This window comes from Nonomuraea sp. NPDC049649, assembly GCF_040675175.1.
GTDB lineage: Bacteria > Actinomycetota > Actinomycetes > Streptosporangiales > Streptosporangiaceae > Nonomuraea.
The window spans coordinates 57,623-83,969 of sequence record NZ_JBFAOH010000019.1; the positions used below are offsets into that span (position 1 = coordinate 57,623).

Sequence of the window (26,347 nt, forward strand, 5' to 3'; positions counted from 1 at the left end):
GATGAGTACAGCGGGGGGAACACTTCCACTTCCGGGCGTGATACAACCCCGTACGCCATGTATTGTCCCCCGCGCTTGTCGCACAGAAGTTAGAAAGTCAGGTCTATGCGGATTCTGGTCCTCGGCGGTGACGGCTATCTCGGCTGGCCCACCGCTCTTCACCTCTCGCAGTGCGGGCACGAGGTAGCCGTGGCCGACAACTTCGCCAGGCGGCAGTACGACTTCGAGCTCGGCGTGGAAAGCCTGGTTCCGATCGAGTCGCTGCAGACCAGGATCGCCACCTGGCACCAGATCACTGGCAAGACCATCAAGCCGTACGTCGGCGACCTGACGGACGCGGAGTTCACCTACGAGATGTTCCGCGACTTCCGCCCGGAGGCCGTGGTCCACTTCGCCGAGCAGCGGGCCGCCCCGTACTCCATGATCGACCGCAAGCACGCGGTCTACACGCAGGTCAACAACGTGGCCGGCACGCTCAACGTGCTCTACGCGATCGCCGAGACCGACCCGGACATCCACCTGGTCAAGCTCGGCACGATGGGCGAGTACGGCACGCCCAACATCGACATCGAGGAAGGCTGGCTGGAGGTCGAGCACAAGGGCCGCAAGGACCGGGTGCTCTTCCCGAAGCGGCCGGGCTCGTTCTACCACCTGTCCAAGGTGCACGACAGCCACAACATGGAGTTCGCCTGCCGGATCTGGGGGCTGCGCGCCACCGACCTCAACCAGGGCGTCGTCTACGGCCAGCAGACCCCGGAGACCGCGCTCGACGACCGGCTCGCCACCCGGTTCGACTACGACGCGGTGTTCGGCACGGTCCTCAACCGGTTCGTCGTGCAGGCGGTGCTCGGCCACCCCATCACCGTCTACGGCAAGGGCGGCCAGACGCGCGGGATCATCGACATCCGCGACACCGTCCGCTGCATCCAGCTCGCCTGCGAGAACCCGGCCGAGCGCGGCGAGTTCCGGGTGTTCAACCAGATGACCGAGTCCATGTCGGTCGCCCAGATCGCCGAGACCATCGCGCGGAGCTTCCCCGACGACGTCGAGATCCACCACCTCGACAACCCGCGGGTCGAGCACGAGGAGCACTACTACAACGTGGTCCACAGCGGGCTGATCGAGCTCGGCCTCGAACCGCACCTGCTGTCCGACACGCTGATCACGTCCCTGTTCGACGTGACCAAGCGGTACGCGGAGCGGGCCGACCTGGAGGCCATGAAGCCCAAGGTCGACTGGCGCGGCGCCCTGCGCGGCGAGAAGCGGTGAACGCTGAGGAAGGCGCGTTCGCCCGGGCCACCGGCCGGACGGCGGAGCGGGAGGAGGGCGGCCACGACAAGCCCCGCTACCGCCGCTACCAGTTCGACCTGATCGCCCCGCACTGCGGGCGCAGCGTGCTGGAGGTGGGGGCCGGTCTGGGCGAGTTCGCCAGCCAGTTCACCGGCCTCGACCGGCTCGTGGTCACCGACGTCGACCCCGACGCGGTCGAGGTGATGAAAGACCGGTTCGCCGGTCGCGGGGAGGTCGAGGCGGCCCAGTTCGACCTCGCCTGCGGCACCACCCTCGACCGCCCGGTGGAGACCGCGATCGCCATCAACGTGCTGGAGCACTTCGAGGACGACGCCGCCGTCCTCACCCTCCTCGCCCGCTCGGTCGTGCGGGGCGGCACGCTGGTGCTCTGGGTGCCCGCCTACCAGAGCCTGTACGGCGACTTCGACCGGAAGGTGGGCCACTTCCGCCGCTACACCCCGGCCACGCTGCGCGACGCCGCGCTCCGCGCCGGGCTGGAGGTGGAGCTGTCCCGCCCGGTCAACCTGCTGGGCGGGATCGCCTGGTGGGCCGCGGTGAAGCTGGGCAAGGCCGGCTCGCCCAAGGCGGGCGCCGTCGGCCTGTACGACCGCGTCCTGGTCCCGGTCACCCGGGTGCTCGACCGGGTCCTGCCGATCCCGTTCGGGCAGTCCATCCTGGGCGTCTTCCGCGTCCCCGAGGGCTGGGAGCCCGCGGCGTCGTGAATCGGATCCGAGGTCTCCTGCGCGGGGCGCTCCCGCGCATCTTCGGGCGCTACGCGATCGGGTCGGTGGTGGCGGGCGTGGTCAGCGAGGTCACGCTGCTGACGCTCTACGGGCTGAAACTGCTCGGCCCGTCCGCCGCCTCCGTCGCCGCCTGGGCGCTGGGCGCGGTCGTCAACTACGTGCTCAACCGGTCATGGGCGTGGAAGGTGCGCGGCCGGCCCAAGCCGCTGCGCGAGCTGCTCCCGTACTGGCTGACCGCCGTGGCGGGGCTGCTCATCGCTTCCTGGGGCACCGGCGTCGCCGACCAGGTCGGACACCGGCTGTTCGACACCGACGGCCCCCGCGTGGTGTTCGTGGGAGCCGTCTTCCTGGGGATCTACGGGCTGCTGTTCGTCGCCAAGTTCTTCCTGTTCCACTACTTCGTCTTCGCCGGCAGCCGCCCCGACGAGGAGCGCGCCGAGTCGGGCGAGGACGAGGAGGGCGAGGAACGGCGGCGGCGCTCCCGCAGCCAGGTGCCGAGCACGACCCGCGAGTAGCGGTAGCCGTAGACGAGGTTGCCGCCCTTCTTGGTGGTGCCGGCCGCGCGCAGCCGCATCGTGGCCGGCACCTCGACCACCCGGAAGCCCCGGGAGATCACGCCGATCAGCAGCTCCGACGACTGGTACTGCGGCTGCTTCAGCGTGACCGCGGCGGTGACCTCGGCCCGCATCGCCCGCAGGCCGAACGAGGTGTCGGTGATGCGCTGCCCGGTGAACCGGCTGATCAGCCAGGCGAACACGTGCACGCCGAGCCGGCGGACCCGGTCGTGGGTCTCCTGCCGCCCGAGCACCCGCGACCCGGTGGCGAAGTCGGCCTCGCCTTGCAGGACCGGGGCGAGCACCCGCTTGATGTCGGCCGGGTCGTACTGCCCGTCGGCGTCGGTCGTGACGATGTAGCGGGCGCCGCCCTCGCGCGCCAGCCGGTAGCCGAGCCGCAGCGCCGCGCCCTGCCCGCGGTTCACCGGCACGTCGCAGACCATCGCCCCGGCCTTGCGCGCCTCCTCGGCGGTGCGGTCGGTGGAGCCGTCGACGACCACGATGGTCGCCGTCTCCAGCCCCTCGACGACCGCGGGGATGCCGTTCAGCGTGGCGCCGATGCTCCGGTCTTCGTTGTACGCGGCGATGACGATCGCGACGGGTGGCAGGTCCGAGCCGTACTGAGCGGTGAACTCCGCAACTGCGGCGTCGTCGATGTCCGGGCTCGTCATACGTCTTCCTCCGCGTTGTCGCTTTTCGCCGCAGATGATTCTGCTGCAGAAGGCATGAAGTCCGGCCATACTGTGGCCATTCCGGAGGCCAAATCGTGGCGTGGCCGATATCCGAGCGCCTTGGCCGCCGAGATGTCGAGCACGACCGCCGGCATCTCACCCTGCTTCGCGGGCACGTGCTCGACGGGGATGGGCGCGCCGGTGACCTTCCGGGCCGCCTCGATCAGCTCGTTCACGCTGACCGACGTGCCGGACCCGACGATCAGCGGGCCGTCGTGGTCCTCGCGCCAGGCGAGCAGGATGGCCTGGACCACGTCGTCGACGTGGACGTAGTCGCGCAGCTGACCCCCGTCGCCGTACACCTGGACCCCCCTACCCTCGGCGGCGGCCCGCATCAGCCTCGGGACGAAACTGTCCTTGGCCAGCATCCCCGGGCCGTACACGTTGGCGAAGCGGAGCGCGCTCGTGCGCATCCCGTAAACCCCCGAGTAGGCGCTGAGCAGCATCTCGCCCGCCGCCTTGGTCGCGCCGTACGGGGTGAGCGGGCGCAGCGCCAGGCTCTCGCTGATCGGCGTGTCGCCCACGTCGCCCGTGACCGCGTTGGTCGAGGCCAGCAGGAACCGCGGCACCCCGTGCACCCTCGCGAGCTCCAGCAGCCCCGAGGTGGCCGCGACGTTCGTCTCGTACGTACCGGCGGGATCCTCCACCGAGCGGAGCACCGACGTGACGGCGGCGAGATGCACCACCGCGTCCAGCCCGGGTGTGACCGCGCGCTCGCGCACCCGCGCGTCGCGCAGGTCGCCCACGACGGACGTGACCGCCGGATCCGGGTGGGCGCGCAGGTCGACGACCGTCACCTCGGCCCCCTCGGCTAGCAGCGCCGCCACCAGCCGCCTTCCGATGAAACCCGCACCGCCCGTCACGAGCACGCGGGCTCCGGCCACCTCCGGCATCTCCTGGCATTCCTTTCACTCAAGGTCTCAGCGACGATACCGGCATTCGGCGCACGGCCCCGCATCGGTTCAGGCGACCCGGAGGTCCTTCCCAGCGAACGCTTGGACTGGCTCCGTAGGCTACGGTCTTTCTCGTCCTGTCGACCGACCGCGAGGCAGTTGGAGGAGAGCACGTGAGCCCAGCTCTGGTAGTGGGTCCTCCGCTGGTGGCCGGCCTCGTCCTGGCGATCCTGGCGCAGCGCCGCGGCTGGGCGCCGCCGCTGTGGGCGGCGCTCGCGACGGGAGCGGTGCTGCGCGTCGTGGTCATGCTCTGGGCCGCGCAGGACCCGTCCCAGCCGTACGACTTCGCCAACGACTTCTCCGGGGCCGCCGACGAGATCCTGGCCGGGCGCAACCCGACCACCCACATGCGCGAGGGCGGCTGGCACTTCCTGCCGTTCCTGGCGTACGTGCTGGCGGGCCAGAAGGAGCTGGGCGACCTGCTGGGGCTCTCCTGGAACATGTCGGGCCGGATCGTCCCGGTGCTGGCCGACCTGGCGCTGATCCCGCTGGTGGCCAAGCTGGCCGGGGAGCGCGGGGCGCTGCGCGGCTTCCAGTACGCGTGCGTGCCGATCGGCATCATGGTGAGCAGCATCCACGGCCAGTTCCCGCCGCTCACCCTGGTGTTCGGGGTGGCCGCGCTGGTGGTGGCCCGCTCCGGGCGCGCCCACTGGGCCGGGGTGCTCATGGGGCTCTCGGTGGCCTGCACCAACTGGTCGGTGCTGCTCGTGCCGGGCGTGGTGCTCGCCGTCGCCGGTTCGCGCCGCCTGGTGGTGCTCTTCTGGACCGGGGCCGTGCCCGGGCTCTGGCTGCTCAGCAGCGCGGTGTTCCTGGACACGCCGTTCACCGGGCTGGTCGACCTGGCCAAGGCCATCATCTCGACGCGGCCGGTGGTGGGCGACTGGGGCTGGACGGTGCTGGCGACCGGCGGCAGCCAGGCGGTCTCGCCGTCCCTCGGCCGGATCGGCCTGATCGTGCTCCTCGCCGGCCTGCTCGCGGCGGGCTGGTGGTGGCGGAAGGCCGATCCGGTCGACCTGACCCTGGTCCTGCTGCTCGTCTTCCTCATCCTGACCTACCGGCTCGGCGCCCAGTACCTGGTGTGGCCGGTGCCGTACCTGCTGGCCGCCCGCGCCGGGCGCGCCACCTGGCCGGCGATCGCGCTGACCAGCGCCTGGGCCGCTGCCGGTTATCTGCGCCTCCAGCCGCTCACCGGGCTGCCCTGGGGGCAGTTCCACAGCCTGTGGGCGTACTCGTCCTTCCTCGTCATCCCGGTCCTGATCGCCGCACTGCCGCCCAGGAACGCGGACGGCCCGGCCCCCGCACCGGGCGAGCTCCCCGCAGCGGAGCAGGTTCGGTGACGGAGACCGGGCCGGTGCCCTTCGGCTACTTGCCGGTGGTCTTGGTCGACCAGAGCGCCTTGAACGACTTGGTGTAGATCACCACGTTGCCGTCGTTCTGCACCGCCAGGAAGGAGCCGGGCGTGGCGGTGCGGCTGTGCCAGACCGGCTTGTTCGCGGCGTTGTAGACGACGAAGTTGCCGTCCTCCTGCATGAGCGCGAACGCGCCCTTCTTGGAACCGGTGGTCTTGGTGCTCCACAGCGCCTTGGAGCTCTTGTAGAGCACCAGGTTGCCGTCGCGCTGCATCTCCAGCCGGTAGCGGCGGTCGGTGGACCGCCGGAGCTGGCCCGGCCGGAGCATCTCGCCGGGCCGCAGCAGATTGTCCAGCCCGGAGTAGCGGTCCCACAGGGCGTCGAAGGACTTGCTGTAGACGACCAGGTTGCCGTCGTCCTGCACGGACAGGAAGGAGCCGGGCTTGCTGGTGGCGGTGTAGAAGACGGCCTTGCCGGTCGCGCTGTAGACGACGAAGTTGCCGTCCGTCTGCATCGTGGCGAACGCGCCCTTCTTGGCGCCGGTGGTCCTGCTGCTCCAGAGCCCCTTGCTGCTGCCCTTGGCGTAGAGCACGAGGTTGCCGTCCGGCTGCATGACCAGCCGGTAGCGGCCGTTGGGCGACTGCCGCGAGTCGCCGACGTTCAGCCTCTCGCCGGCCCGCACCAGCTCGCTCCCGGCGGTGACGGTCACGGAAGCCTGCGCCGTGGCGGCGAAGGAGACGGTCGCCGGCGTCAGCGCCAGCGCGCCTCCCAGTGTCACTACGGCCAGCGTTCTCATCGATCTGCGCATGCGTGCCCCCTGGGGAGAGTGGGTGTCGTGTGATCGTGCCGGTACGTACCGGCACGGAGGCACAACATAGGGAAAGCGCCGGACGGATTCGATCTTTTAGACAGGGGCCTAACAATCAGCTCATGAGGTCGACCAGAGCCTCGCCCCGCGCGGTCAGCCGGACCCGCACGTGACGGCCGTGCCGCTCGCGATTCAGCAGACCGGCCGCCTGGAGCTGGTCGCAGTGGTAGCTCGCCGTGGCCGGGGTGCAGCCCAGCAGCCCGGCCAGCGCGCCCACGGTGAGCGGCAGCCGGGCGGCCCGCAGGATCGCCGCGCGGACCCGCCCCACGGTCAGCGCCAGGCTGTCCTTCCCGGCGTCCGGCTCGCCGTCATCGGACCAGAGCAGCCCCAGCGCGGGCAGGGGATAGCCGATCCACGCGGGCCCCGGCGGGTCGAAGGAGAACAGGCAGGCCCCGTGACCGGAGATCACGGGCACCAGCGTCAGCCGCCTGCCGTCCAGGTCGAACTGCCGCCCCTGCTGGTCCGGCAGCCGCAGCGAGGTGCCGGTGAACGTGAACCGGCTGTTCAGCCCGGTGAGCACGGCGTCCAGCGTCCCGGTGACCGCGGCGACCCCCACCCGCTCCTGCTCCTTGCGCAGCAGCGCGTCCGCCCGGCGCCACATCGGCGCGAACTCCTGCCACAGCCTGCTCATCAGCTCCGCGTACACGCGCAGCCACGCCCGCGGCCGCTCCACCACCGGCCGCCAGTGGACCGGGACCTCCGCGCCGAACTCCGCCTCCAGCTCCCCGAGCAGCGTCCCCGCGTCCAGGTCGGCCAGCATGTCGAGATGAGCGCCGATGTCGGCCTCGACCATCGTCGCCGTCCCGGTCAGGCAGTCAGGGATGATCGAGCAGTACGGGTCGAACAGCGGCGTCAACGCGGCCGCGTCCGCGCCCACCACCCGGCTCACCCCGCGCCGCCAGTGCCCGGGCACCCCGTGCGGCCGGCCGCCCACGCTGCCCGCGACCAAGGAGAGCAGGCTGGCGGCCGGATGCAGGGCGACCACCGGCCTCACGTGGTCGAGCGGTCCGAGCTGTAGTTCCGAGTACCCGTTCATCGTTCCCCAGCCGCCGGCACGGCCACCCCCCTGGAAGCCACGCCCGGCCGCGGATCATTGTCCCGGTGAGATCACCAAGCCGCAAACCTTACGAATCCTCTTGAAACGTGATCATCGGCGCGGAAGTCGTTAGGCTGCCTCACGGTGACGGGGAACGAGATCACGGTAACGGGGGCGGCTCGGCTGCTCGCGGGCTTCGGCCGGCGGTACGCCGCCGCCGTGCGTCTGGCTATGGCATTGCCGATCTGCGCCATCGCCCTGTTACGGGCCTCGCCCGGCAACTTCCCGGCCACCGCCTCGGTGGTCGCCGTCGCGGCGGTGTGGACCTGCGCCCACGCCTGGTGGCTGCGCGCGGGCCGGGGGAACGCGCTGGTCGCCGCCGACACGGTCGTCCTGCTGGGCCTGAGCGCGAGCATGTTCTGGACCGGCGCGCTGGAGGACACCAACGGCGCGTGGCTGCGCCTGCTGGTGACGTTCGCCTGCGTGACCTGCCAGTGGCACACCACGCCGCTCGTCGGCGGCCTCATGGCGCTCGCGGCGGGAGGCGGGGCGGCCGCCCTCGTCGCCGCGGCCGGGGCGGCGCCGGGCGTGCTCCGCGGCTACCTGTGGGTGCTCCCGGCTGCCGCGCTGTCCAGGACCGTATGGACGCTGCTGCGGCGGGCCGCCGACCGGGCCGACCGCATGGCCGCCGAAGCCGCGCGGGCACGGGCCGAAGCCGAGGTGGCGGCGGCCGTCCGCGCCGAGGAGCGGGAACTCGCCAACGCGCTGCACGACACCGCGGCCACCACGCTCCTCATGGTCGGCACCGGGCAGGTGCCCTCGGACGCCGCCTGGCTGGCCCCGCAGGCCCGCCGCGACCTGGAGCGGCTGCGCTCCGACGACCGCCAGTCGGCCCGCGAGACCGACCTGGTCGAGCTGCTCCGCGCCGACCTCGACGCCGTGCAGCTCACCGTCGAGTTCGACGCGCCGCCGCACCTGACGCTGCCCACCGGCATCGCCACCACCCTCGCCGACGCCACCCGCGAGGCCCTCACCAACGTGCGCCGCCACGCCGGCACCACCCGGGCCGCCGTCCGGCTCAGCGGCGACGCCCGCGCGCTCCGGCTCGACATCGTGGACCGGGGCAAGGGCTTCGACCAGGAGGCCGTGCCGCCCACCCGGCGCGGCCTGCGCGAGTCCGTACACGGCCGGATGACCCGCATCGGCGGCACGGCCCGCATCGTCTCCGCGCCCGGCGAGGGCACCCGAGTGCGGCTGGAATGGCAGGAGACCCATGACTGACATGGTGGAGGACCGTACCGACGTCCAGCTCCACCGCGGGCTGCGGCTGGCGGCGCTGGTGGTCGCCGTGGTGATCGTGTGCGGGCTCGGGCTGTCCAACCTGCTGCGCCACTGGGAGAAGTACGCCACGCCGGGCGCCCAGGTGACGGCGCTCGCCCTGCTGATGGCGGTGCTAGCGGGCGAGGCGGCGCTGCTCACCCGGGGGCGGTCGTGGGGCCGGTTGTGCGCGCCCGCCGTGGCCGTCGTGCTCGCCGCCTCCGCGCTCTCGTACGCGACGCTCCCGCAAGGACAGACCTCCACCACCACCGACTGGATCTTCGGCGCGGCGAACTGGGCGGGCCTGGTGGTGCTGTTCGGACGCCCGCTCCGCGACACCGGCATGTTCCTGGCCGGGCACGAGCTGCTGGCCCTGCTGAACGTGTTCCTGCTGCACGACCCCACGATCCAGGCGCTGGCCCGGTTCGCCACCGGCTCGGTGAGCGTGGTCGGTTTCCCGCTCTGCGTGGCCGTGGGCGCGGCCGTGCTCCGCGACATCGGCGCGCGGGCCGCCGCCGCCCGGCGGGAGCTGGAACAGGTGCGCATCGCCGAGGCCGTCGCCGCCGAGTCGCACCGCCGCAGACGGCAGCGGCTCGGCGAACTGTCGGCGCACACGGTCCCGCTGCTGGAGGGCTTCGCCGCCGGCACCCTGTGCCCGCAGGACCCGGAGGCGCAGCGGCGCAGCGCGATCGAGGCGGCCCGGATGCGGCGGCTGTTCGCCGAGATCGACACTGTGGCCAACCCGCTGCTGCACGAGCTGCGGCACTGCGCCGACGTCGCCGACCGCAAGGGCGTGGAGGTGGAGCTGGACGCGCGCGGGCGGTGGCCGACGCCGCCCGTCGCCGTCCGGCGCGACCTGACCGAGCCGGTGCTGACCGTACTGGCCACCGCCGCCTCCCGGGCCCGGGTGACGGTCATGGGCGGCGTGGACCTGGTGTCGGTGAGTGTCGTCGCCGACAGCGGCGAGGTGGACGTACCGGCACCGGCGACGCCAGGAGTGCAGGTGGAGACGGTCAACACCGACGACACGGTATGGATGGAGGTCCGATGGCAGCCCACCCCCCAGATGACCGGGTGATCACCGCCGTGATCGTGGACGATCACGCCGCCATCTCCGCCGGTGTGCGCGCCTGGTGCGCCGGCGCGGAGCCCCCGATCGAGCTCATCGACGCCGGGGACCGGCTGGCCGAGGTGTGGACCGGGCCGGGAGCCGACGCCGACGTGGTGATCTTCGATCTGGAGCTGACGCCCGGCCGGCCGGACTTCGGCGAGCTGCACCGGCTGGCCCGGAGCGGCAGACGGGTGATCGTCTACTCCCAGCACACCGACGACCGCACCGCGATCAAGTGCGTCGACCTCGGCGCGCTCGCCTACCTGACCAAGCGGGAGGGCCCCGAGCACCTGGTGCCCGCCATCCGGGCCGCCGCCCGCGGGCAGCCCTACACCGCGCCGTCGCTGTCCGGGGCGCTCGCCGCCGACGACTCCCCGGACCGGCCGCGGCTGTCGCAGCGCGAGACCGAGGTGCTGCGGGCCTGGTTCGTCTCCTCGTCCAAGGACCTCGTCGCCGCGAAGCTCAACATCACCGTCAAGACCGTCGACACGTACATCTCGCGGGTCCGCGTCAAGTACGCCAACGTCGGCAGAGCCGCCCGCACCAAGAGCGAGCTGGTCAGCCGGGCCCTCGACGACGGCCTCATCACGCTCGCCGAGCTCAACCAGACGGAGGACCAGGTGTAGGGCGTTCGCCGGACACCGCTGCGCCGCCCGCCTCCCTACAGTGATGATCGATCGCGGCCGCAACTGGGGGGGCCAGGATGAGACTCAAGATCAGCATGCTCGGACCTTGGGAGGTCACAGCGGACGGCGTGCCGGTGAAGGTCGCCGGGGAGCGGCGGGTCGGGCTGCTGGCCCGGCTGGCGCTCAGCGCGGGCCAGGTGGTGCCCGCCGAACGACTGCTGGCCGACGTGTGGGGGCAGAGCACGGCGGCGACAGCGGGCAAACAACTGCACATCGTGGTGTCGAAGGTGCGCGACCTCCTCTCCCGTCACCAGGACGACGAGGTCATCACCACCATCGGCGGCGGATACCGCCTGAACATCCGGAGGGAGGACGTCGACGCCCATCTGTTCACGCTGCTGGTCCGTAAAGCCGTCACGGCGCGGACCACCGGGGCGCCCGGGGCGGCCGAGGACCTGTTCCAGCGAGCGCTGACACTCTGGCGGGGCAGCGCGCTGACAGGCATCACCGCCCCGTGGGCCCAGGTCGAAGCGGCCCGCCTGGAGGAGGAGCGCCTGACCACACTGGAGGACCACTTCGACCTCCGCCTCGCCGCCGGCGACCACCACGCGACGGTGCCGGCGCTCACCGCCCACACCGCGGCCCACCCGCTGCGGGAACGGCCCCGGGCCCAGCTCATGCTGGCGCTCTACCGGGCCTCCCGCTCCTCGGACGCCCTCGCCGTCTACCAGGACACCCGCCGGGTCATGGTCGGCGACCTGGGCATCGAACCGGGCCCCGGACTGCGCCGTCTACAGGAGGCGGTGCTCCGCCGCGACCCCGCCCTCGACCTGGGCTACCGCGCCCCGGTCACCACCCACACCGAACGCGTCATCGCGGCCGCCCACCGGTGATGGGCTACCGGCGGCCCGGCCAGTCGGCGTAGCGGATCTCGCCGAGGACCGCGCCGTCGGCCGGCACCAGGGAGCGTTCGCTCAGGCGGGCGCCGAAGTAGCGGGCGTCCGGGTCGGTGACGACCTCGCGGGGGTCGTTCCAGGCCGCGAGGGCGTCGCGGAAGAACTCGTCCATCCGGAACTGTTCCGGTCCGGCGATCTCCCGCCTGCCGTTGAGCGGCGAACCCACCGCGGTCTTGCCGACCGCTCTGGCCACGTCGTCGGCGGCGATGGGCTGGTAGAGCACCGGCGCGATGTGTACGGTCCGGCCGTCGGTGGAGGCGGCGTCGGCGATCGCGCGGGTGAACTCGTAGAACTGGGTCGCGTGGACGATCGAGAACGGGATGCCCGCCTTCTCGATCAGCCGTTCCTGGGCGAGCTTGGCCTGGAAGTACCCGCTGTCCGGCAGCCGATCGGTGCCCACCACCGACAGCGCGACGTGATGGCGGACGCCGGCGTCGGCCTCCGCGGCGAGCACGTTGCGGGTGGAGGTCTCGAAGAACTGCATGACGGCGGTGTCCTCGAACGACGGGGAGTTCGACACGTCGATGACCACGTCCGCGCCGGCCAGTGCCCCGGCGAGCCCTTCGCCCGTGACGGTGTTGACCCCGGTGTTCCGGGCTGCCGCCACCGCCTCGTGCCCGTGTTCGCCGAGCCCGGTCACGAGCTTCGACCCGATCAGGCCCGTCCCGCCGATTACCACGATCTTCATGTCAACGCCTTCCTCGTCCCCCCGTTGACGGGCTGGTTCCCGCCGCCGGGACAAGGCAAGCCCCCGGGTCGTGACAGGTCCGGCGAAATCGTCCGACGTCAGCCGGGAAGACGGTAAACCGACACGTGCGACCGCGATTCGGCGGTGAACTCGGCGCCGTCCCAGCCGGCGTGCCGGCTCTCCAGCTCGAACCCGGCCAGCTGCGCCATGAGGTCGAGCTCGGCGGGCCAGATGTACCGGTGCGGGCTGCGGAACAGCCGGGCCTCCCTGCCGTCGCCGAACCCGAAGTGGTGCGAGACGAGGTGCTGGCGCACCACGTCGTAGGTGTCGAGGCCGATGTAGCCGGGTTCGCAGTGGAAGACCGCGGCCTGCTGCCCGGGCGGGAGCGTGCGCAGGTCAGGCACCCCGAGCTCGATCACGAACCGGCCGCCGGGCTCCAGGTGGCGGGCGGCGTTGCGGAAGCAGTCGACCTGCTCGGCCTGGGTGAGCAGGTTGGAGATCGTGTTGAAGACGAGGTAGACCAGCGTGTACGTGCCGGGGGCGCGGGCTGTCGCCATGTCGCCTTCGATCACGGGGATGGTCTCCGCGTCCGCCTTCGTACGAAGCTGGTCGATCATCGGCCGGGACAGTTCGATGCCGGTGACGCTCACTCCGCTCTCGGCGAGCGGCACGGCGACGCGGCCGGTGCCGATGGCGAACTCGAGCGCCCGGCCGCCGCCCGCCAGCCCGGCCAGGCGCCGGACGGCCGGATCCAGGACCTCGGGGGCGAACATGCCGGTGCCCGGGGTGTCGTAGCGGCGGGCGGCCTCAGCGTCCCAGATGTCCTCTTGTCGCATGCCGCCCACGATGTCCCGCGCGAGCGGGCGCTGTCCAACGGTTTCTAGCGCACCCGTTCGTTCAGGAACTCCTCCCAGGTGCGCTTGCCCAGGTCCGCCCCCTCCAGGGAGAGGTTGTCGCCCGCCCGGTAGGCGCGGCCCGCCCGGCCCGGCATCCGGACCGGCAGCATCGGCCGCCGCCTGCCCCGGGCCTCCAGGTAGCCGCGCACCAGCTCGCGCATCCCGTACACCTGCGGCCCGGCGAGATCGGGCACCAGCCCGAATGGCTCGCCGAGGGTCAGCTCCGCGAGGCGGGCGGCGACGTCGCGGGCGTCCACCGGCTGGAACCTGAGCCCGCCGGGGATCGGCACCACGGGGAGCCTGGCCAGCTGCGTCACGGCCTTGAGCACGAGGTCGTGGAACTGCGCGGCGCGCAGCATCGTCCACGGCACGCCCGACTCCCACACGGCCCGCTCGGCCCCGTGCTGGGAGCGGAACCAGGCCAGCGGCACCCGGTCCGCGCCGATCACCGAGATGTGCACCAGGTGCCGCACCCCGGCGCGGGCGGCGGCCCTGGCCAGGTTGCGGGTCGCCACGTCGTCGCCCTTGGGGCCGCCCGCCAGGTGCAGGACGGTGTCGGCGCCCTCCACGGCGGGCCGCACGCCTTCGCCGGTGAACAGGTCGGCGGTCACGTCGCCGCTCCGCCGGGCGAGGACGCGGACCGGGTGGCCGGCGGAGCGCAGGAGCGGTACGACGAGGCGGCCGAGGGTGCCGGTGCCACCGGTGACCAGAATGCGGGATGTCATGGATGCTCCAGAATCGATGGGGTGGGTCCACCACGTCGACACCGCCGGGCGAAGGAATGTGACACGGTGAACGAGCGCGAGCTGGCGGAGCGTTTCGAGGCGGAGCGCGGCCGGCTGCGGGCGGTCGCCTACCGGATGCTCGGCTCGTTGAGCGAGGCGGACGACGCCGTCCAGGAGGCCTGGCTGCGGGCGAGCCGCGCCGGCACCTCCGGCGTGACGAACCTGGGGGCGTGGCTGACCACGGTGGTGGGCCGGGTGTGCCTGAACGCGCTGCGCTCGCGGCGGCGCCGCGACGAGGAGCCGCTGGACGTGCGCATCCCGGATCCGATCATCAGCCCGGAGTCCGGTGCCGACCCCGAGCACGAGGCGATGCTGGCGGACTCGGTCGGGCTGGCGCTGCAGGTGGTGCTGGAGACGCTGTCGCCGGCCGAGCGGCTGGCGTTCGTGCTGCACGACATGTTCGCGGTGCCGTTCGAGGGGATCGCGCCGCTGCTCGACCGGTCACCGGCCGCGGTGCGTCAGCTCGCCAGCCGGGCGCGCCGCCGGGTACGCGGGCAGGCTCCGACGCCCGACCCGGATCCGGCCCGCCAGCGGGACGTGGTGAACGCGTTCTTCGCCGCGGCCCGGGACGGCGACTTCGACGCGCTCGTCTCCGTACTGGATCCGGAGGTCGTGCTGCGGTCCGACGGCGGCGTGGCGCGGGCCCGGCACACGGTCGTCTTCCGCGGCGCCGGGACGGTGGCGGGGCAGGCGGTCACGTTCGGGCGGTTCTCGCCGTTCGCCCGGCCCGCGCTGGTCAACGGGGCGGCCGGCGTGGTCGTCGTGGCGAAGGGCCGGCTGCTGTCGGTGATGGCGTTCACCGTCACGGACGGCAGGATCGCGGCCGTCGACGTGATCGCCGACCCCGACCGCCTGGAACGGCTCGGTCTGACGGGACCCCCTATCGACAGCGAAATTAGGTGAGGCTAAGCTCACTTGTCGTGAGACGCCCCTTTGCTCTGTCCGCCTTGGTCGCGGCTGCCCTGATGCTCGCCGGCTGTGGCGGCACACCCGAGAACGAGCCCGCCGCCGGTGCCGACAAGAAGATCACCGTCTACAGCGGCCGCAGCGAGTCGCTGGTCAAGCCGCTCCTGGAACGCTTCACCCAGGAGACCGGCATCGCCGTCGAGGCCAGGTACGGCAACACCGCCGCGATGGCGGGCCAGCTCCTGGAGGAAGGCGACCGGTCGCCCGCCGACGCGTTCTTCGCCCAGGACGCGGGCGCGCTCGGCGCCGTGGCCAAGAAGGGCATGTTCGCCACCATCCCCGACGACGTGGCCGCCAAGGTACCCGAGATCTACCGGGCCGGCAGCAAGGAGTGGGTCGGCGTCACCGCCCGCTCCCGGGTCCTCGTCTACAACCCCGACCTCGTGGCGGAGGCCGACCTGCCCAAGTCGGTCTTCGACCTCACCAAGCCGGAGTGGAAGGGCAAGGTCGGCGTGGCCCCGACCAACGCCTCCTTCCAGGCGTTCGTCACCGCGATCCGGGTCCAGCACGGCGAGGAGAAGGCCAAGGAGTTCCTCGCCGGGCTCCAGGCCAACGACCCGCAGATCCGCGAGGGCAACGGCCCCATCCTGGAAGAGGTCAACGAAGGCAAGGTCGCCGTCGGCCTCATCAACCACTACTACCTGGGCGAGCTGGCCGCCGAGCGCGGCACCACGCCCGACCAGCTCAAGGCCAAGCTCCACTTCTTCCCCGACGGCGACACCGGCGCGCTGGTGAACGTGGCCGGGGTGGGCGTGCTCAAGAAGGCCGCCGAGAACCCCGACGTCCGGGAGTTCGTCACGTACCTGCTCAGCGAGGACGCGCAGAAGTACTTCGCCGAGGAGACGAACGAGTACCCGGTCGTGGCCGGCGTGGACCCGCCCGCGTACGTGCCGCCGCTCGACCAGCTGACCGCCCCCGACGTGGACCTCAACGACCTCGACGAGCTGGAGGCCACGATCGCGCTGATCAAGGAATCGGGGCTCGTCCCGTAGTGATCCGCAAGCGCACGCGCAGGCCGCTGCTGCTCACCCTCTCCGTGGTGACAGTGGCGGTCGCGCTCGTTCCGGTGGCCTACCTGACGATCAGGACGGCCGAGGCCGGATGGGCGCGGATCGCGCAGGAGGTGTTCACCGTCCGGACGGCCCGGCTGGCCGTCCGGACTCTGGGGCTGGCGGCGGTGGTGACCGCCGCCTGCGCGGTCCTGGGCGTGCTGTCGGCGTTTCTGGTCGTCCGTACGGATCTGCCCGGCAGACGGCTCTTCGCGGTGCTGGCGGCGCTGCCGCTGGCCGTGCCGACCTACATCGCGGCGTTCGCCTGGCGTTCGTCGATCGACGGGTTCGAGGGCTTCTGGGCGGCGGCGCTGGTGCTGACCCTCTGCTCGTACCCGTACGTCTTCCTGCCCACCGCGGCGGCGCTCATCAACGCGGACCCGGCGCAGGAGGAGGTGTCGCGCTCGCTGGGCAGGAGCGCGTGGCGCACGTTCACCGGCGTGACGCTGCGGCAGGTCAGGCCCGCCTACGCCGCCGGTTCGCTGCTGGTGGCGCTGTACGTGCTCTCCGACTTCGGGGCGGTGTCGATCGTCCGGACGGACACGTTCACCCGGGCCGTGTTCGTCGCCTTCGACCTGGGCTTCGACCGCACCGGCGCGCTGGTGCTGTCCACCGTGCTGGTCGTGCTGACCATGCTGGTGCTCGCCGGTGAGACCGCCACCCGCCGCCGCGGCGCCCGGTACGCCCACCTCGGCGGCACCCGCAGGGCCGCGGCCCGGCTCCGGCTCGGGCGGGCCCGCTGGCCGGCCGCCGCCGCGCTGACCGCGGTGGCGGGGCTCGCGCTCGGCGTCACCGCGCTCAGCCTCGGCCTCCGGATGGTCCAGGGCGTCTCACGGCCGGGCGCGTGGGCGGAGGTGGCCGCCGCGATGGGCAACTCGCTCTGGCTGTCGTTCGCCGGCGCCGCGCTCACGATGGCGCTCGCGCTGCCGCTGGGCCTGCTGACGGCCAAGGCGCCGGGGCCGCTGGCGACCCTGCTCGACCGGCTCGCCTACGTCAGCCACGCGCTGCCCGGGGTGGTGATCGGGCTGTCGCTGGTGTCGTTCGGGGTGACGCTCGCCTACCCGCTCTACCAGACGACCTGGCTGCTGGCGCTCGGCTACGCGGCCCTGTTCCTGCCGCTCGCCCTCGCCGCCGTCACCGGGGCCGCCGCGCAGGCGCCGCCGGTGCTGGAGGACGTGGCCCGCTCGCTCGGGCGCGGCCCGCTGGGCGTGCTGCGCACGGTGACGCTGCCGCTCGTGCTGCCCGGCATCGGCGCCGGCGCCGCGCTGGTCTTCCTGACCTGCATGAAGGAGCTGCCCGCCACGCTGCTGCTCCGCCCGACCGGGGTCGATACCCTGGCCACCGAGCTGTGGACGCACACCACCGTGGCCGCCTACGCGGCCGCGGCCCCCTACGCGGCCCTGCTCGTGCTGCTGTCATCGGTGCCCGCGTGGCTGCTCACCGCGCGCACCGGCATCCTCACCGCGGAGACCTCACGATGAGCCAGTTGGACCTGCGCGGCCTCACCAAGCGCTTCGGCGCGGTGACCGCGCTCGCCGGGGCGGACCTCACCGTGCCCGCCGGCACGCTCACCGCCGTGCTCGGCCCGTCCGGCTGCGGCAAGACCACGCTGCTGCGCTGCCTGGCGGGCTTCGAACGGCTCGACGACGGTGAGATCCTCGTCGACGGCCGCGTGGTCGCCGGGCCGGGCAAGCACACCCGGCCCGAGCGGCGGCACGTCGTCACGGTCCCGCAGGAGGGTGCGCTCTTCCCCCATCTGTCCGTACGGGACAACGTCGCGTTCGGGCTGACCCGCGACGAACGCCGATCAGGACGGGCCGAGGAGGTCCTCGAACTGGTCGGGCTGGCGGGCTACGGCGACCGGATGCCGCACCACCTGTCCGGCGGCCAGCAGCAGCGGGTCGCCGTCGCCCGCGCGCTGGCGCCCCGGCCCTCGGTCATCCTGCTGGACGAGCCGTTCAGCGCGCTCGACGCCGGGCTCCGCGCCGACCTGCGCAGGGACGTGCGGGCCGCGCTCCGGGCCGACAAGGCGACCGGCATCCTCGTCACCCACGACCAGAACGAGGCGCTGTCCGTCGCCGACCAGGTGGCGGTGATGCGCGACGGCCGCGTCCTGCAGAGCGGCCCCGCCGTCGAGGTCTACCGCCGGCCGGTCGACCCCTGGGTGGCGGCGTTCGTGGGCGAGGCCGTGTTCCTGCCGGCGACCGGCCCCGACCTGCGGACCCCGCTCGGCCCGGTCACCGCCGACGAGGTCCCCGACGGCTCCCGCGACCTCACGGTCATGGTGCGGCCCGAGCAGATCGTGCTCGCCCCCGGCCCGGGCGTCGAGGCGACGGTGACCGGCCACGACTTCCACGGCCACGACGCCACCGTCGCCCTGCTGCTGGCCGACGGCACCCGCGTCACCGCCCGGGTGCCCGGCCACGCCGTCCCCGTCAGCGCAGGCGAGGTCGTGGGCGTGCGGGTCGAGGGGCCGTGCCGCGTGTGGCGGGCTCAATTGGACAGGTAGAGGGTCTTCCAGGTGCCCGCGTACAGGCAGGTGAGCGACGGCTTGGCCCGCTTGCCCTCGGCGCAGACCTTGAGCTCGACCTGGTAGACGTCGCGGTCGGTGAAGGAGAAGCGCTTGGCCGACCGGTAGGTGCAGTCGCGGATGTTGCGGTGCTTGAACGGCAGCTGGTTCCCGTCCCGGTAGGTGATGCGGAACACGGCCCAGCCGCAGACCTTGGGCGAGGCCGCCAGGTCGTAGAGCTTGCCGGTGACCTTCACGGTGTCGGCGGTGGGGAGGACGGCGTGGTCCTCGCCCTTGGCGGTCAGCGAGCCGACGGCCTTGGCCTGCTTGCCGGGAGCGTAACGCGGCCCCCACGAGGTGGCCGCTTGGGTGGTGGCCGCCGCCTGGGCGGCCGGGGCGATGGCGAGCAGGACGCCTGCGGAGAGGGCGAGAGCGGCGACGGGGCGGGAGAGCGACATCGTGCGGTCCTTTCCGGAGCTTGTTGCCCGCACTGTCCGCCTCACCCCTTTCAAGCCCCTTGCCGGGTGACATACGCCCCTTTCAGCCTTCTTGCAGCGGGTTTCGGTAGCGTCGGCGCATGCTCAAGACGATCACGCTGGTGGTGGCCGGCGCGCTGCTGGCCCCCGCGCAGGCGCCCGCCGTCCCGAAGAACTTCCTGCTGTACGAGAAGCAGGCGCGGCAGGACGAGGACCACTGGATCCTCGGCCTGGACGGGGCCGAGGACGTGTGGAACATCCAGTGCCGCCCCGTCATGCTGTCCGGGTGGAAGGCCAGCCGTGAGGTCTCGTACGACACCGAGTTCGGCGGCGGCGCGCGGACCGACCGGCGGCGCGGCGAGCAGCTGTTCGTGTTCCACAGCGCCAAGGGCGCGGGGAAGATGATGGACCGGATGCGGGCGCTGCTCCGGCAGTGCGGCAAGACGGTCAAGGTGAAGCGGCCGCGCATCGGCGACGAGGCGCTGCAGGCGGCGCGGACGATCCGGGCCACCAAGAAGAACCCGTTCCCCCGTACGCAGAAGTTCGTCGCCGTGCGCAAGGGACCGGCCGTGGCGCTCTACTGGGACCTGCACAACGACGCCAAGCCGCTGCGCACCCTGGCCAGGCACCGCGCGGACGCCCGCAAGATGGCGGCCAGGATGGCCCGTCACTGGTCCAGGTAGTCCCTGCTGTCCTGCTGGAAGAGGCAGACGATCACCGCGATCGACAGGCCCAGCCCCAGGAGGGTGCCGAGCGAGAGCCCCGAGGTCACGTTGATGAGGTAGCCGATGCAGCTCATCGCCATGACCACGATCAGACCGATCCGGACCCACCGCTTGCGGGAGCTCAGCTTGATCGTCATGACGACGGTGACCGCGAGGATGAGGAAGCTCCACGCCACGATCAGCAGGAACGGCACGGAAGCGGTCTGTAAGGCCAGGATGACGATGAGGCCGAAGGCGGCCAGGGCCATCAGCGCGATGTAGATCCAGAGCAGGATCCGCGCCGCCCGCACCGGCCCGGGCATGGGGGTGAGTCCGTCCATAGCAGGACCGTAGTGGCCCGGCCGCCCGGAGCCGAACTCTTTTTCGCGAAATGTTATGCGGTGAAGAACGGGCGCATCGCCGCCGCCACCCGCTCGGGCGAGCCGCCGCGCCCGGCGTTCCAGGGCGCCTCGTGGCCGACGCCGGGCAGCTCCACCCGGGTGGCGTGCGGGAGCACCCGTTCCAGCGCGGACAGCGCGGCCTTCTGGTAGGCGGGGCTCTTCGCGCCGCCGAGCAGCAGCACCTCGGTCCGCAGCGCGCGGAACTCGCCGAGCCTGCCGTTCATCTCCGCCAGGATCCGCGTCTCGTGGCGCAGCGCCTCGGCGAGCACCCGCATCGGCTCGTACTCACCGGAGCCCCGGCGATCCTCGCTCCGCAACCCCAGGTAGGTGCCGAGCTCCAGCAGCGGCCGGGGAGCCGCCCTGAGCAGCGGCGGGCCCATCTGCGCTCCCTTCATGGCGGTGACCAGAGCCGCCGCCGTCCGGCCCCGGTCCAGCTCCGCGGTGAAGCGCGGCACCCAGCCGAGCGGCGCGGTCGACAGGGCAGGCTCGTACACCGCGAGCTTCTCGACCGCCGGCACGGTCAGCGCCGCCGCAAGCGCGCTCGCGCCGCCGACGCTCAGCCCGAACAGGTAGCGCGCGCCCGTCGCGGCGATGACGGCGGCCAGGTCCTCGGCGTCCTGCCGTACCCCGTAGCCGTCGCCGAACGGGCCGCTGAGGCCGCGCCCGCGCCGGTCGGGTAAGTAGACGGTGAACGTGTCCGCCAGAGCCCGTGCCTGCTCCAGGTGGTTGTGGCCGGACCCCATGCCGCCGTGCGAGATGACCAGCCCCGGCCCGCTGCCGATCCGCCGGTAGCCGATGGTGGTGCCGTCGGCCGAGGTGACATGCGCGATCACTTTTCCTCCTTGTGGTAGGCCCGCCACTCCGCCAGGCCGGGGAACGTGGCGTCGTCGAGCTCGGCGACGAGCGCCCGGACCCAGGCGGCCTCCGCCTCCCGCTGCGCGAGTTCGTACTCGTCCTCCAGCAGGAACAGGCGCGGAACCCCGGTCAGGTGCGCGTCCAGCGCGCCGCGCAGGCCGGTGAGGTGCTCCTCCAGCGCCCGGAGGCGGAGCCGGAGCAGCCGGGCCGCCTCGTCCGGGGGCAGCACGCCCAGCACGGACAGCGCCGCCTTGAACCGGGACTGCTCCGTCACCGGCGTGGCGATCAGCTCGCGCTCCCAGTCCTCCAGCTCCTCCCGGCCCGCCGGGGTGATGCGGTAGACGGTCCGCTCGGGCCGCGCGCCCTGCCGCTCGCTGCCCGCCGCCTCCACCAGCCCGTGCCGGTCGAGGTTGCGCACGACCGTGTAGAGCGAGCTGATCTTCAGGTCCATGTCCCGCACCTTGCCGCGCTCACGCAGCGTGGAAGCGATCTCGTACGGATGCATGGGACGTTCGAGGAGCGCGGCGAGCACCGCGAGCGCGAGCAGGTTGCCCACTTTCCTGGCCATGTTCGTCCTACTCGTAGACGACTATTCGCCTACGAGTATACGCGCCGCGATGCGCTTGCCCGCACGCTGGGCGGGCGCCTCCACCAGGCGGTACGTGAGCGACGCGGCGCCGAGCAGCGTCACCAGCACCACCACGCCCAGCCCCGCCCGGTACGGCCAGGCGACGGCGGCGGGGTCGGCCAGCAGCCCGTCCACGATCTCCAGCAGGACCGGGTGCAGCAGGTAGACCGAGTAGCTCACCAGGCCCAGCCACGCCCACCACCCCGGGACCCGCCGGTTCGCCAGCAGCATCCCCGTCCCGAACGTCGCCCACGCCGCCAGCACCGCGCTCACCCACGGCCACACGGCGCCGCCGCCGTGCCAGAGCGCCGCCGCGACCGCCGCGACCGGCACGCTCCCCGCGAACACCGCCGCCCGCCGCACCGGGATCTGCCCTTCCCGCGCCCGGTACAGGGCCGTGCCGGCGAACATGGTGGCCAGAATCGTCAGGCTCTGCCAGGCCGGAATCCGCCCGTTCACCAGGAGCAGCCCCAGCACCGTCACGCCGAGCACCAGCGCGCCCGCCCGCCGCCCGCTCAGCACCCCGGCCAGCCCGCACCCCACCAGCGCGACCACGGCCAGGACGGTGGCGAGCGTCGCCCCGGCCCCGCGCGACAGCAGCACCGACGGCAGCACCCCGCCCGCCAGCACGGCGGCCGCCCCGAAACCGCAGGCGATCTCCGCGCTGCGCCGGTGCGCCCGCACCACGTACAGCGCGGTCACCAGGAGGTAGAACGCCATCTCGTACGAGAGCGTCCAGAGCACGTTGAGCACGTTCGGCACGTTGAGCAGGTCCTGCAGCATGGTCAGATGCCCGAGGACCGCCGACGCGGGCCGCTGGGTGAGCCAGATGTGCATCGGGTCGACGCCGGTGACGGCCAGCAGCAGGGCCGCCGCCACGGCCACCGCCCACAGCGGGTAGAGCCGGAACAGCCGGCCGATCCAGAACCCGGCGACGCTGCCCCGCCGTTCCAGCGAGGCAGGAATCACATAGCCGCTGACCAGGAAGAACACCATGACGCCGTACATCCCGGCGTCGAACCACGGCCCGGTGACGGACCGCAGCTCCGGGAAGAGGGGGTTGAGCGCGTGCTCGTACACGACCACGAGCGCGGCGACGGCGCGCAGCGCGTCCAGCCACCCCAGGCGGCTCCCGCGCGCCGGAGCATGCGCGAGCGGCTGCCGTGTCCCCGTGGAATTGGCCATCGCGGGCTGACACTACCGCGCGATGCGCCCCCTATGCCCGGATAACGGAGATCGAGCGAGGGCGGGAGATGACCCGCCCCGTACCGATCGTCCGCTCACATGTTGATCATGTGACCGGCCAGCCCGTGGATCGCCTCCTTGACCGCCTCGCTGAGCGTCGGGTGCGCGTGCACGTTCCGGGCCACCTCGTGCACCGTCAGGTCCCACTGCTGGGCCAGCGTCAGCTCGGGCAGCAGCTCGGTGACGTCCGGGCCGATCATGTGGGCGCCGAGCAGCTCGCCGTACTTGTCGTCACTGATGATCTTGACGAAGCCGGTCGCGTCGCCCAGGCCGTGAGCCTTGCCGTTCGCGGTGAACGGGAACTTGACCACCTTGACGTCGTGGCCCAGCTCGCGGGCCTGCGCCTCGGTGTAGCCGAAGCTCGCGACCTGCGGCTGGCAGTAGGTGGCGCGCGGGATCATCGGGTAGTCGAGCTCCATGGTCTCGGCGCCCGCGATGGTCTCGGCGGCGATCATGCCCATCGCCTCGGCGGCGTGCGCCAGCATCAGCTTGGCCGTGACGTCACCGATCGCGTAGATGTGCGGCACGCTCGTGCGCATCCGGCCGTCGACCGCGATCGCGCCCCGGTCGGTCAGCTCCACGCCGGTCTTCTCCAGGCCGTAGCCGTCGACCCGCGGCTGGAAGCCGATCGCCTGGAGCACCTTGTCGGCCTCCAGCACCTGCTGCTGCCCGTCACGCGACACGGTCACCCGGACCGAGGAGCCGGTGTCCTCGATGCCCTCCACCCGGGTCGAGGTGTGCAGCTCGATGCCGAGACGCTTGTAGCGCTTGGCCAGCTCGGCCGAGATCTCCTCGTCCTCCAGCGGCACGATCCGGTCGAGGAACTCCACGATCGTGACCTTGACGCCGTAGTTGTGGAGAATGTAGGCGAACTCCACGCCGATGGCGCCCGCGCCCGCGATGATGACGCTGCCCGGCAGGTCGCCCGACAGGATCTGCTCCTCGTAGGTCACCACCCGCTCCGACAGCGACGTGCCGGGGATCAGCCGGGTGGTCGCGCCGGCGGCGATGATGCAGTTGTCGAAGGTGATCGTCTCGTCGTTCACCTGGATGGTGTTGGGGTCGAGGAACGTGCCCCGGCCGTCGTACTCCGTGATGGAGTTCTTCTTCATCAGGTAGTGGATGCCCTTGACCCGGCCGTCCGCGACCTTCCGGCTGCGCGTGAAGGCGGCGCCGTAGTCGAAGGTGACGTCACCCTGGATGCCGAAGGTCTTGGCCTCCTTGGTGAAGAGGTGGGCCAGCTCCGCGTTGCGCAGCAGCGCCTTGGACGGGATGCAGCCCACGTTCAGGCAGACTCCGCCCCAGTACTTCTCCTCGATGACCGCCGTGCGCAGCCCGAGCTGGGAGGCACGGACGGCGGCCGTGTATCCTCCCGGACCCGCGCCCAGGACCACGACGTCGTAGTGAGTGCTCATGGTTCGGACCATACCGCTCACTGGGGGTCGCGCCCGACGGTCACCCCCGGCGCTAGACGTCGACCTGATAAGGCAGCGTCAGCTCGTCGGCCACCATGCCCCGGATGCCCCAATTGACCTGCGGCATCTCGATGATTGTGATTTCCACGTCTTCTCGATCGTACGGGAGCCGCTCGTAGATTCGCCGGATGAGCGCGCGCTTGGCGTCGTCGCTCCGGCCGGTGAAACAGACGATCTCCACGATCAGGTACGCGTCCGAACGCAACGGGCAGATCAGGTCGTCGGCGTCGAGCAGCAGGAACCGGTGGAACCGTTTGTCCTCCGGCAGCCCCCACGCCTCCACCAGGCATGCGTGGAGCAGGTCGGAGACCTCCCGCTGCCGCCCCGCCCACACGTCGCGCCGTCCGTAGACCTTCACCTGCGCCATGCGCGCCACTATAGAACGCGTGATTCGCATCCTGCTGGCCGACGACGAGGCCATGATCCGGGCCGGGGTCCGCGCGATCCTGGCGTCCGACCCCGAGCTGGAGGTGGTGGCCGAGGCGGGCGACGGGCGCGAGGCGGTGGACCTGGCGATCAGCCACCATCCGGACGTGGCGCTGCTCGACATCCGCATGCCCGGGCTCGACGGGCTGGGCGCCGCGGCCGAGATGCGCAGAGCCGCGCCCGGCACGGCGGTGGTCATGCTCACCACGTTCGGCGAGGACGACTACATCGCCCGGGCGCTGGACGTCGGCGCCAGCGGCTTCCTCCTCAAGGCGGGCGACCCGCGCGAGCTGATCGCCGGCGTGCACGCGGTGGCCGGCGGCGCCGCCTACCTGTCGCCCAAGGTCGCCCACCGGGTCATCACCCAGCTCGCGGGCGGCCGGATGGCGCGCGGCGCGCACGCCCGCGACCGGGTGACCGCCCTGACCGAGCGCGAACGCGAGGTGCTGGCGCTGCTCGGCGCCGGGCTGTCCAACGCGGAGATCGCCCGCCGCCTGCACATCGTCGAAGGCACGGTCAAGGCGTACGTGAGCGCCATCCTCGGCAGACTGGGCGTGCGCAACAGGGTCCAGGCGGCGATCATCGCCTACGAGGCGGGATTGGTAGCCTAGATCCCTGATGTATCGCCTCCTTTTCAGGCAGGTCTTGCGGCGGCTCGACGCCGAGACCGTGCACCACCGGACCGTCAGGGGCCTGGCACTGCTCGCCAGGACGCCCCTGCTCAAGCGCGTGCTCCACCGGGCGCTCGCCCCGCACGACCCGGCCCTGCGGATCACCGCGTTCGGCGTGCACTTCCCCGGCCCGCTCGGGCTGGCCGCCGGCTTCGACAAGGACGCCGCCTGCGCCGAGGCCGTGGCCGCGCTCGGCTTCTCCCACGTCGAGGTCGGCACGATCACCGCGCACGCCCAGCCGGGCAACCCGCGCCCGCGGCTGTTCCGGCTCGTCCGCGAGCGCGCCGTGGTCAACCGGATGGGCTTCAACAACGCCGGAGCCCCCGCCGCCGCCCGCCGCCTGCGCCGCACCCGCGGCATTCCCGCCGTGGTCGGCGTCAACATCGGCAAGACCAAGGTGGTGCCCGAGTCCGAGGCGACCGCCGACTACGTCACCAGCGCCAAGGAGCTGGCGCCGCTCGCCGACTACCTGGTCGTCAACGTCAGCTCGCCCAACACGCCCGGCCTGCGCGACCTCCAGGCGGTGTCGCTGCTCCGGCCGCTGCTGACCGCCGTCAAGGAGGTCTGCGACGGCACGCCCCGGCGCACCCCGCTGCTCGTCAAGATCGCGCCCGACCTCGCCGACGAGGACATCGACGCCGTCGCCGACCTCGCCCTCGAACTCGGGCTCGACGGCATCATCGCGACCAACACCACGATCGCGCACGACGGCCCCACCGGCGGGCTGTCCGGCCGCCCGCTCAAGGCCCGCTCGCTGGAGGTCCTGCGGCGGCTGCGCGCCCGCGTCGGCGACCGGCTCACGCTGGTGTCCGTAGGCGGCGTCGAGGACGTGGACGACGTCTGGGAACGGCTGCTGGCCGGCGCCACCCTGGTCCAGGGCTACACGGGCTGGATCTACGGCGGCCCCCTCTGGGCCTCCCGCATCCACCGGCAGCTCTCCCGCCGCGTCCGCCTCCACCGGCTCTCGTCGATCACCGACATCATCGGCCGGACGGCCTCCCCATGACCGCCCGCCCGGCCTCACGCCGCGCGGTGGTCG

General features: G+C 72.2%; 28 protein-coding genes and 1 pseudogene. 15 read left to right on the forward strand and 14 right to left on the reverse strand.

What is annotated here, in order from left to right:
- The first annotated feature begins 105 nt into the window (after positions 1–105).
- The 3 genes from AB0J42_RS23215 to AB0J42_RS23225 are packed head-to-tail and all read left to right on the forward strand — an operon-like array spanning position 106 to position 2,548.
- Positions 106–1,269 carry an NAD-dependent epimerase/dehydratase family protein gene (locus AB0J42_RS23215; RefSeq protein WP_364297655.1) on the forward strand — a complete coding sequence of 388 codons (1,164 nt, stop codon included), beginning with the start codon at positions 106–108 and terminating at the stop codon, positions 1,267–1,269.
- Positions 1,266–2,012: a methyltransferase domain-containing protein gene (locus AB0J42_RS23220; RefSeq protein WP_364297657.1), complete on the forward strand. Its 747-nt coding sequence runs from the start codon at positions 1,266–1,268 to the stop codon at positions 2,010–2,012. The genes AB0J42_RS23215 and AB0J42_RS23220 overlap by 4 nt, the downstream gene beginning before the upstream one ends.
- Positions 2,009–2,548, forward strand: a complete 540-nt coding sequence (locus tag AB0J42_RS23225) for a GtrA family protein (protein ID WP_364297659.1) — start codon at positions 2,009–2,011, stop codon at positions 2,546–2,548. The genes AB0J42_RS23220 and AB0J42_RS23225 overlap by 4 nt, the downstream gene beginning before the upstream one ends.
- Before the next feature lie 170 nt (positions 2,549–2,718).
- Here AB0J42_RS23225 and AB0J42_RS23230 read toward each other — a convergent pair.
- Both AB0J42_RS23230 and AB0J42_RS23235 read right to left on the reverse strand, forming a co-directional pair.
- Positions 2,719–3,327 (reverse strand): annotated as a pseudogene (locus AB0J42_RS23230) (glycosyltransferase family 2 protein); the annotation flags it as partial.
- Positions 3,255–4,211 carry an NAD-dependent epimerase/dehydratase family protein gene (locus AB0J42_RS23235; protein WP_364297661.1) on the reverse strand — a complete coding sequence of 319 codons (957 nt, stop codon included), beginning with the start codon at positions 4,209–4,211 and terminating at the stop codon, positions 3,255–3,257. The gene AB0J42_RS23235 and the pseudogene AB0J42_RS23230, both read right to left, overlap by 73 nt.
- A 173-nt stretch (positions 4,212–4,384) precedes the next feature.
- On the opposite strand from AB0J42_RS23235, the gene AB0J42_RS23240 reads away from it, so the two are divergent.
- A complete protein-coding gene (locus AB0J42_RS23240) occupies positions 4,385–5,608 on the forward strand; it encodes a hypothetical protein (RefSeq protein ID WP_364297663.1) in 1,224 nt (407 codons plus the stop codon).
- A gap of 25 nt (positions 5,609–5,633) precedes the next feature.
- Here AB0J42_RS23240 and AB0J42_RS23245 read toward each other — a convergent pair whose 3' ends face one another.
- Both AB0J42_RS23245 and AB0J42_RS23250 read right to left on the reverse strand, forming a co-directional pair.
- Positions 5,634–6,398, reverse strand: coding sequence for a hypothetical protein (locus tag AB0J42_RS23245; protein ID WP_364297665.1), 765 nt, complete (start codon positions 6,396–6,398; stop codon positions 5,634–5,636).
- 145 nt (positions 6,399–6,543) lie between these two features.
- Positions 6,544–7,524, reverse strand: coding sequence for a winged helix-turn-helix domain-containing protein (locus AB0J42_RS23250; protein ID WP_364297667.1), 981 nt, complete (start codon positions 7,522–7,524; stop codon positions 6,544–6,546).
- 231 nt (positions 7,525–7,755) lie between these two features.
- On the opposite strand from AB0J42_RS23250, the gene AB0J42_RS23255 reads away from it, so the two are divergent.
- From AB0J42_RS23255 to AB0J42_RS23270, 4 genes are all read left to right on the forward strand, one after another.
- Entirely contained in the window at positions 7,756–8,805 is a 1,050-nt protein-coding gene (locus AB0J42_RS23255; protein ID WP_364297669.1) for an ATP-binding protein, read from the forward strand.
- Positions 8,798–9,919, forward strand: coding sequence for a hypothetical protein (locus AB0J42_RS23260; protein WP_364297670.1), 1,122 nt, complete (start codon positions 8,798–8,800; stop codon positions 9,917–9,919). The genes AB0J42_RS23255 and AB0J42_RS23260 overlap by 8 nt, the downstream gene beginning before the upstream one ends.
- The gene (locus AB0J42_RS23265; protein ID WP_364297672.1) at positions 9,889–10,578 is read left to right on the forward strand and encodes a response regulator transcription factor; all 690 of its coding nucleotides are present in this window, start codon (positions 9,889–9,891) and stop codon (positions 10,576–10,578) included. The genes AB0J42_RS23260 and AB0J42_RS23265 overlap by 31 nt, the downstream gene beginning before the upstream one ends.
- A 77-nt stretch (positions 10,579–10,655) precedes the next feature.
- Positions 10,656–11,471 (forward strand): BTAD domain-containing putative transcriptional regulator, encoded by an 816-nt coding sequence (locus AB0J42_RS23270; protein WP_364297674.1) that lies wholly within the window; start codon positions 10,656–10,658, stop codon positions 11,469–11,471.
- 4 nt (positions 11,472–11,475) lie between these two features.
- On the opposite strand, the gene AB0J42_RS23275 is transcribed toward AB0J42_RS23270, so the two are convergent.
- The 3 genes from AB0J42_RS23275 to AB0J42_RS23285 all read right to left on the reverse strand — a co-directional run bounded on the left by AB0J42_RS23275 (position 11,476) and on the right by AB0J42_RS23285 (position 13,843).
- A complete protein-coding gene (locus AB0J42_RS23275) occupies positions 11,476–12,222 on the reverse strand; it encodes an SDR family oxidoreductase (protein WP_364297676.1) in 747 nt (248 codons plus the stop codon).
- Positions 12,223–12,320: 98 nt separating this feature from the next.
- Entirely contained in the window at positions 12,321–13,058 is a 738-nt protein-coding gene (locus tag AB0J42_RS23280; protein ID WP_364297678.1) for a class I SAM-dependent methyltransferase, read from the reverse strand.
- Between the two features lie 44 nt (positions 13,059–13,102).
- Positions 13,103–13,843 (reverse strand): NAD(P)H-binding protein, encoded by a 741-nt coding sequence (locus AB0J42_RS23285; protein WP_364297680.1) that lies wholly within the window; start codon positions 13,841–13,843, stop codon positions 13,103–13,105.
- A gap of 66 nt (positions 13,844–13,909) precedes the next feature.
- Here AB0J42_RS23285 and AB0J42_RS23290 point away from each other — a divergent pair, with 66 nt between their 5' ends.
- From AB0J42_RS23290 to AB0J42_RS23305, 4 genes are read left to right on the forward strand one after another with little or no spacing between them, the layout of a single operon-like run.
- Positions 13,910–14,806 carry a sigma-70 family RNA polymerase sigma factor gene (locus AB0J42_RS23290; RefSeq protein ID WP_364297682.1) on the forward strand — a complete coding sequence of 299 codons (897 nt, stop codon included), beginning with the start codon at positions 13,910–13,912 and terminating at the stop codon, positions 14,804–14,806.
- 17 nt (positions 14,807–14,823) lie between these two features.
- Complete coding sequence (locus AB0J42_RS23295; RefSeq protein WP_364297684.1) at positions 14,824–15,861, forward strand: iron ABC transporter substrate-binding protein; 1,038 nt, start codon at positions 14,824–14,826, stop codon at positions 15,859–15,861.
- Positions 15,861–17,399, forward strand: a complete 1,539-nt coding sequence (locus AB0J42_RS23300) for an iron ABC transporter permease (protein ID WP_364297686.1) — start codon at positions 15,861–15,863, stop codon at positions 17,397–17,399. The genes AB0J42_RS23295 and AB0J42_RS23300 overlap by 1 nt, the downstream gene beginning before the upstream one ends.
- Positions 17,396–18,427, forward strand: a complete 1,032-nt coding sequence (locus AB0J42_RS23305; RefSeq protein WP_364297688.1) for an ABC transporter ATP-binding protein — start codon at positions 17,396–17,398, stop codon at positions 18,425–18,427. Before AB0J42_RS23300 ends, AB0J42_RS23305 begins: the two co-directional genes overlap by 4 nt.
- Here the strand turns inward: AB0J42_RS23305 and AB0J42_RS23310 are convergent.
- Positions 18,412–18,885, reverse strand: a complete 474-nt coding sequence (locus AB0J42_RS23310; RefSeq protein WP_364297690.1) for a hypothetical protein — start codon at positions 18,883–18,885, stop codon at positions 18,412–18,414. The two genes, AB0J42_RS23305 and AB0J42_RS23310, sit on opposite strands and share 16 nt — an antisense overlap.
- 119 nt (positions 18,886–19,004) lie before the next feature.
- On the opposite strand from AB0J42_RS23310, the gene AB0J42_RS23315 reads away from it, so the two are divergent.
- Positions 19,005–19,586, forward strand: coding sequence for a hypothetical protein (locus AB0J42_RS23315; RefSeq protein ID WP_364297692.1), 582 nt, complete (start codon positions 19,005–19,007; stop codon positions 19,584–19,586).
- Here the strand turns inward: AB0J42_RS23315 and AB0J42_RS23320 are convergent.
- The 6 genes from AB0J42_RS23320 to AB0J42_RS23345 form a co-directional block, all read right to left on the reverse strand.
- Positions 19,571–19,948: a hypothetical protein gene (locus AB0J42_RS23320; protein ID WP_364297694.1), complete on the reverse strand. Its 378-nt coding sequence runs from the start codon at positions 19,946–19,948 to the stop codon at positions 19,571–19,573. The two genes, AB0J42_RS23315 and AB0J42_RS23320, sit on opposite strands and share 16 nt — an antisense overlap.
- 53 nt (positions 19,949–20,001) lie before the next feature.
- The gene (locus AB0J42_RS23325) at positions 20,002–20,841 is read right to left on the reverse strand and encodes an alpha/beta hydrolase (RefSeq protein WP_364297696.1); all 840 of its coding nucleotides are present in this window, start codon (positions 20,839–20,841) and stop codon (positions 20,002–20,004) included.
- On the reverse strand, positions 20,838–21,431 hold the full coding sequence (locus AB0J42_RS23330) for a PadR family transcriptional regulator (RefSeq protein WP_364297698.1): 594 nt from the start codon (positions 21,429–21,431) through the stop codon (positions 20,838–20,840). The genes AB0J42_RS23325 and AB0J42_RS23330 overlap by 4 nt, the downstream gene beginning before the upstream one ends.
- A 21-nt stretch (positions 21,432–21,452) precedes the next feature.
- The gene (locus AB0J42_RS23335) at positions 21,453–22,676 is read right to left on the reverse strand and encodes an acyltransferase (protein ID WP_364297700.1); all 1,224 of its coding nucleotides are present in this window, start codon (positions 22,674–22,676) and stop codon (positions 21,453–21,455) included.
- Positions 22,677–22,771: 95 nt separating this feature from the next.
- A complete protein-coding gene (lpdA, locus tag AB0J42_RS23340; protein WP_364297702.1) occupies positions 22,772–24,151 on the reverse strand; it encodes a dihydrolipoyl dehydrogenase in 1,380 nt (459 codons plus the stop codon).
- A gap of 52 nt (positions 24,152–24,203) precedes the next feature.
- Positions 24,204–24,578, reverse strand: a complete 375-nt coding sequence (locus AB0J42_RS23345) for a tautomerase family protein (RefSeq protein WP_364297704.1) — start codon at positions 24,576–24,578, stop codon at positions 24,204–24,206.
- A 19-nt stretch (positions 24,579–24,597) separates the two neighbouring features.
- On the opposite strand from AB0J42_RS23345, the gene AB0J42_RS23350 reads away from it, so the two are divergent.
- Together AB0J42_RS23350 and AB0J42_RS23355 are read left to right on the forward strand one after the other, a co-directional pair.
- Positions 24,598–25,248, forward strand: coding sequence for a response regulator transcription factor (locus AB0J42_RS23350; RefSeq protein WP_364297706.1), 651 nt, complete (start codon positions 24,598–24,600; stop codon positions 25,246–25,248).
- A gap of 7 nt (positions 25,249–25,255) precedes the next feature.
- Positions 25,256–26,314, forward strand: coding sequence for a quinone-dependent dihydroorotate dehydrogenase (locus tag AB0J42_RS23355; RefSeq protein ID WP_364297708.1), 1,059 nt, complete (start codon positions 25,256–25,258; stop codon positions 26,312–26,314).
- Positions 26,315–26,347 lie beyond the last annotated feature (33 nt).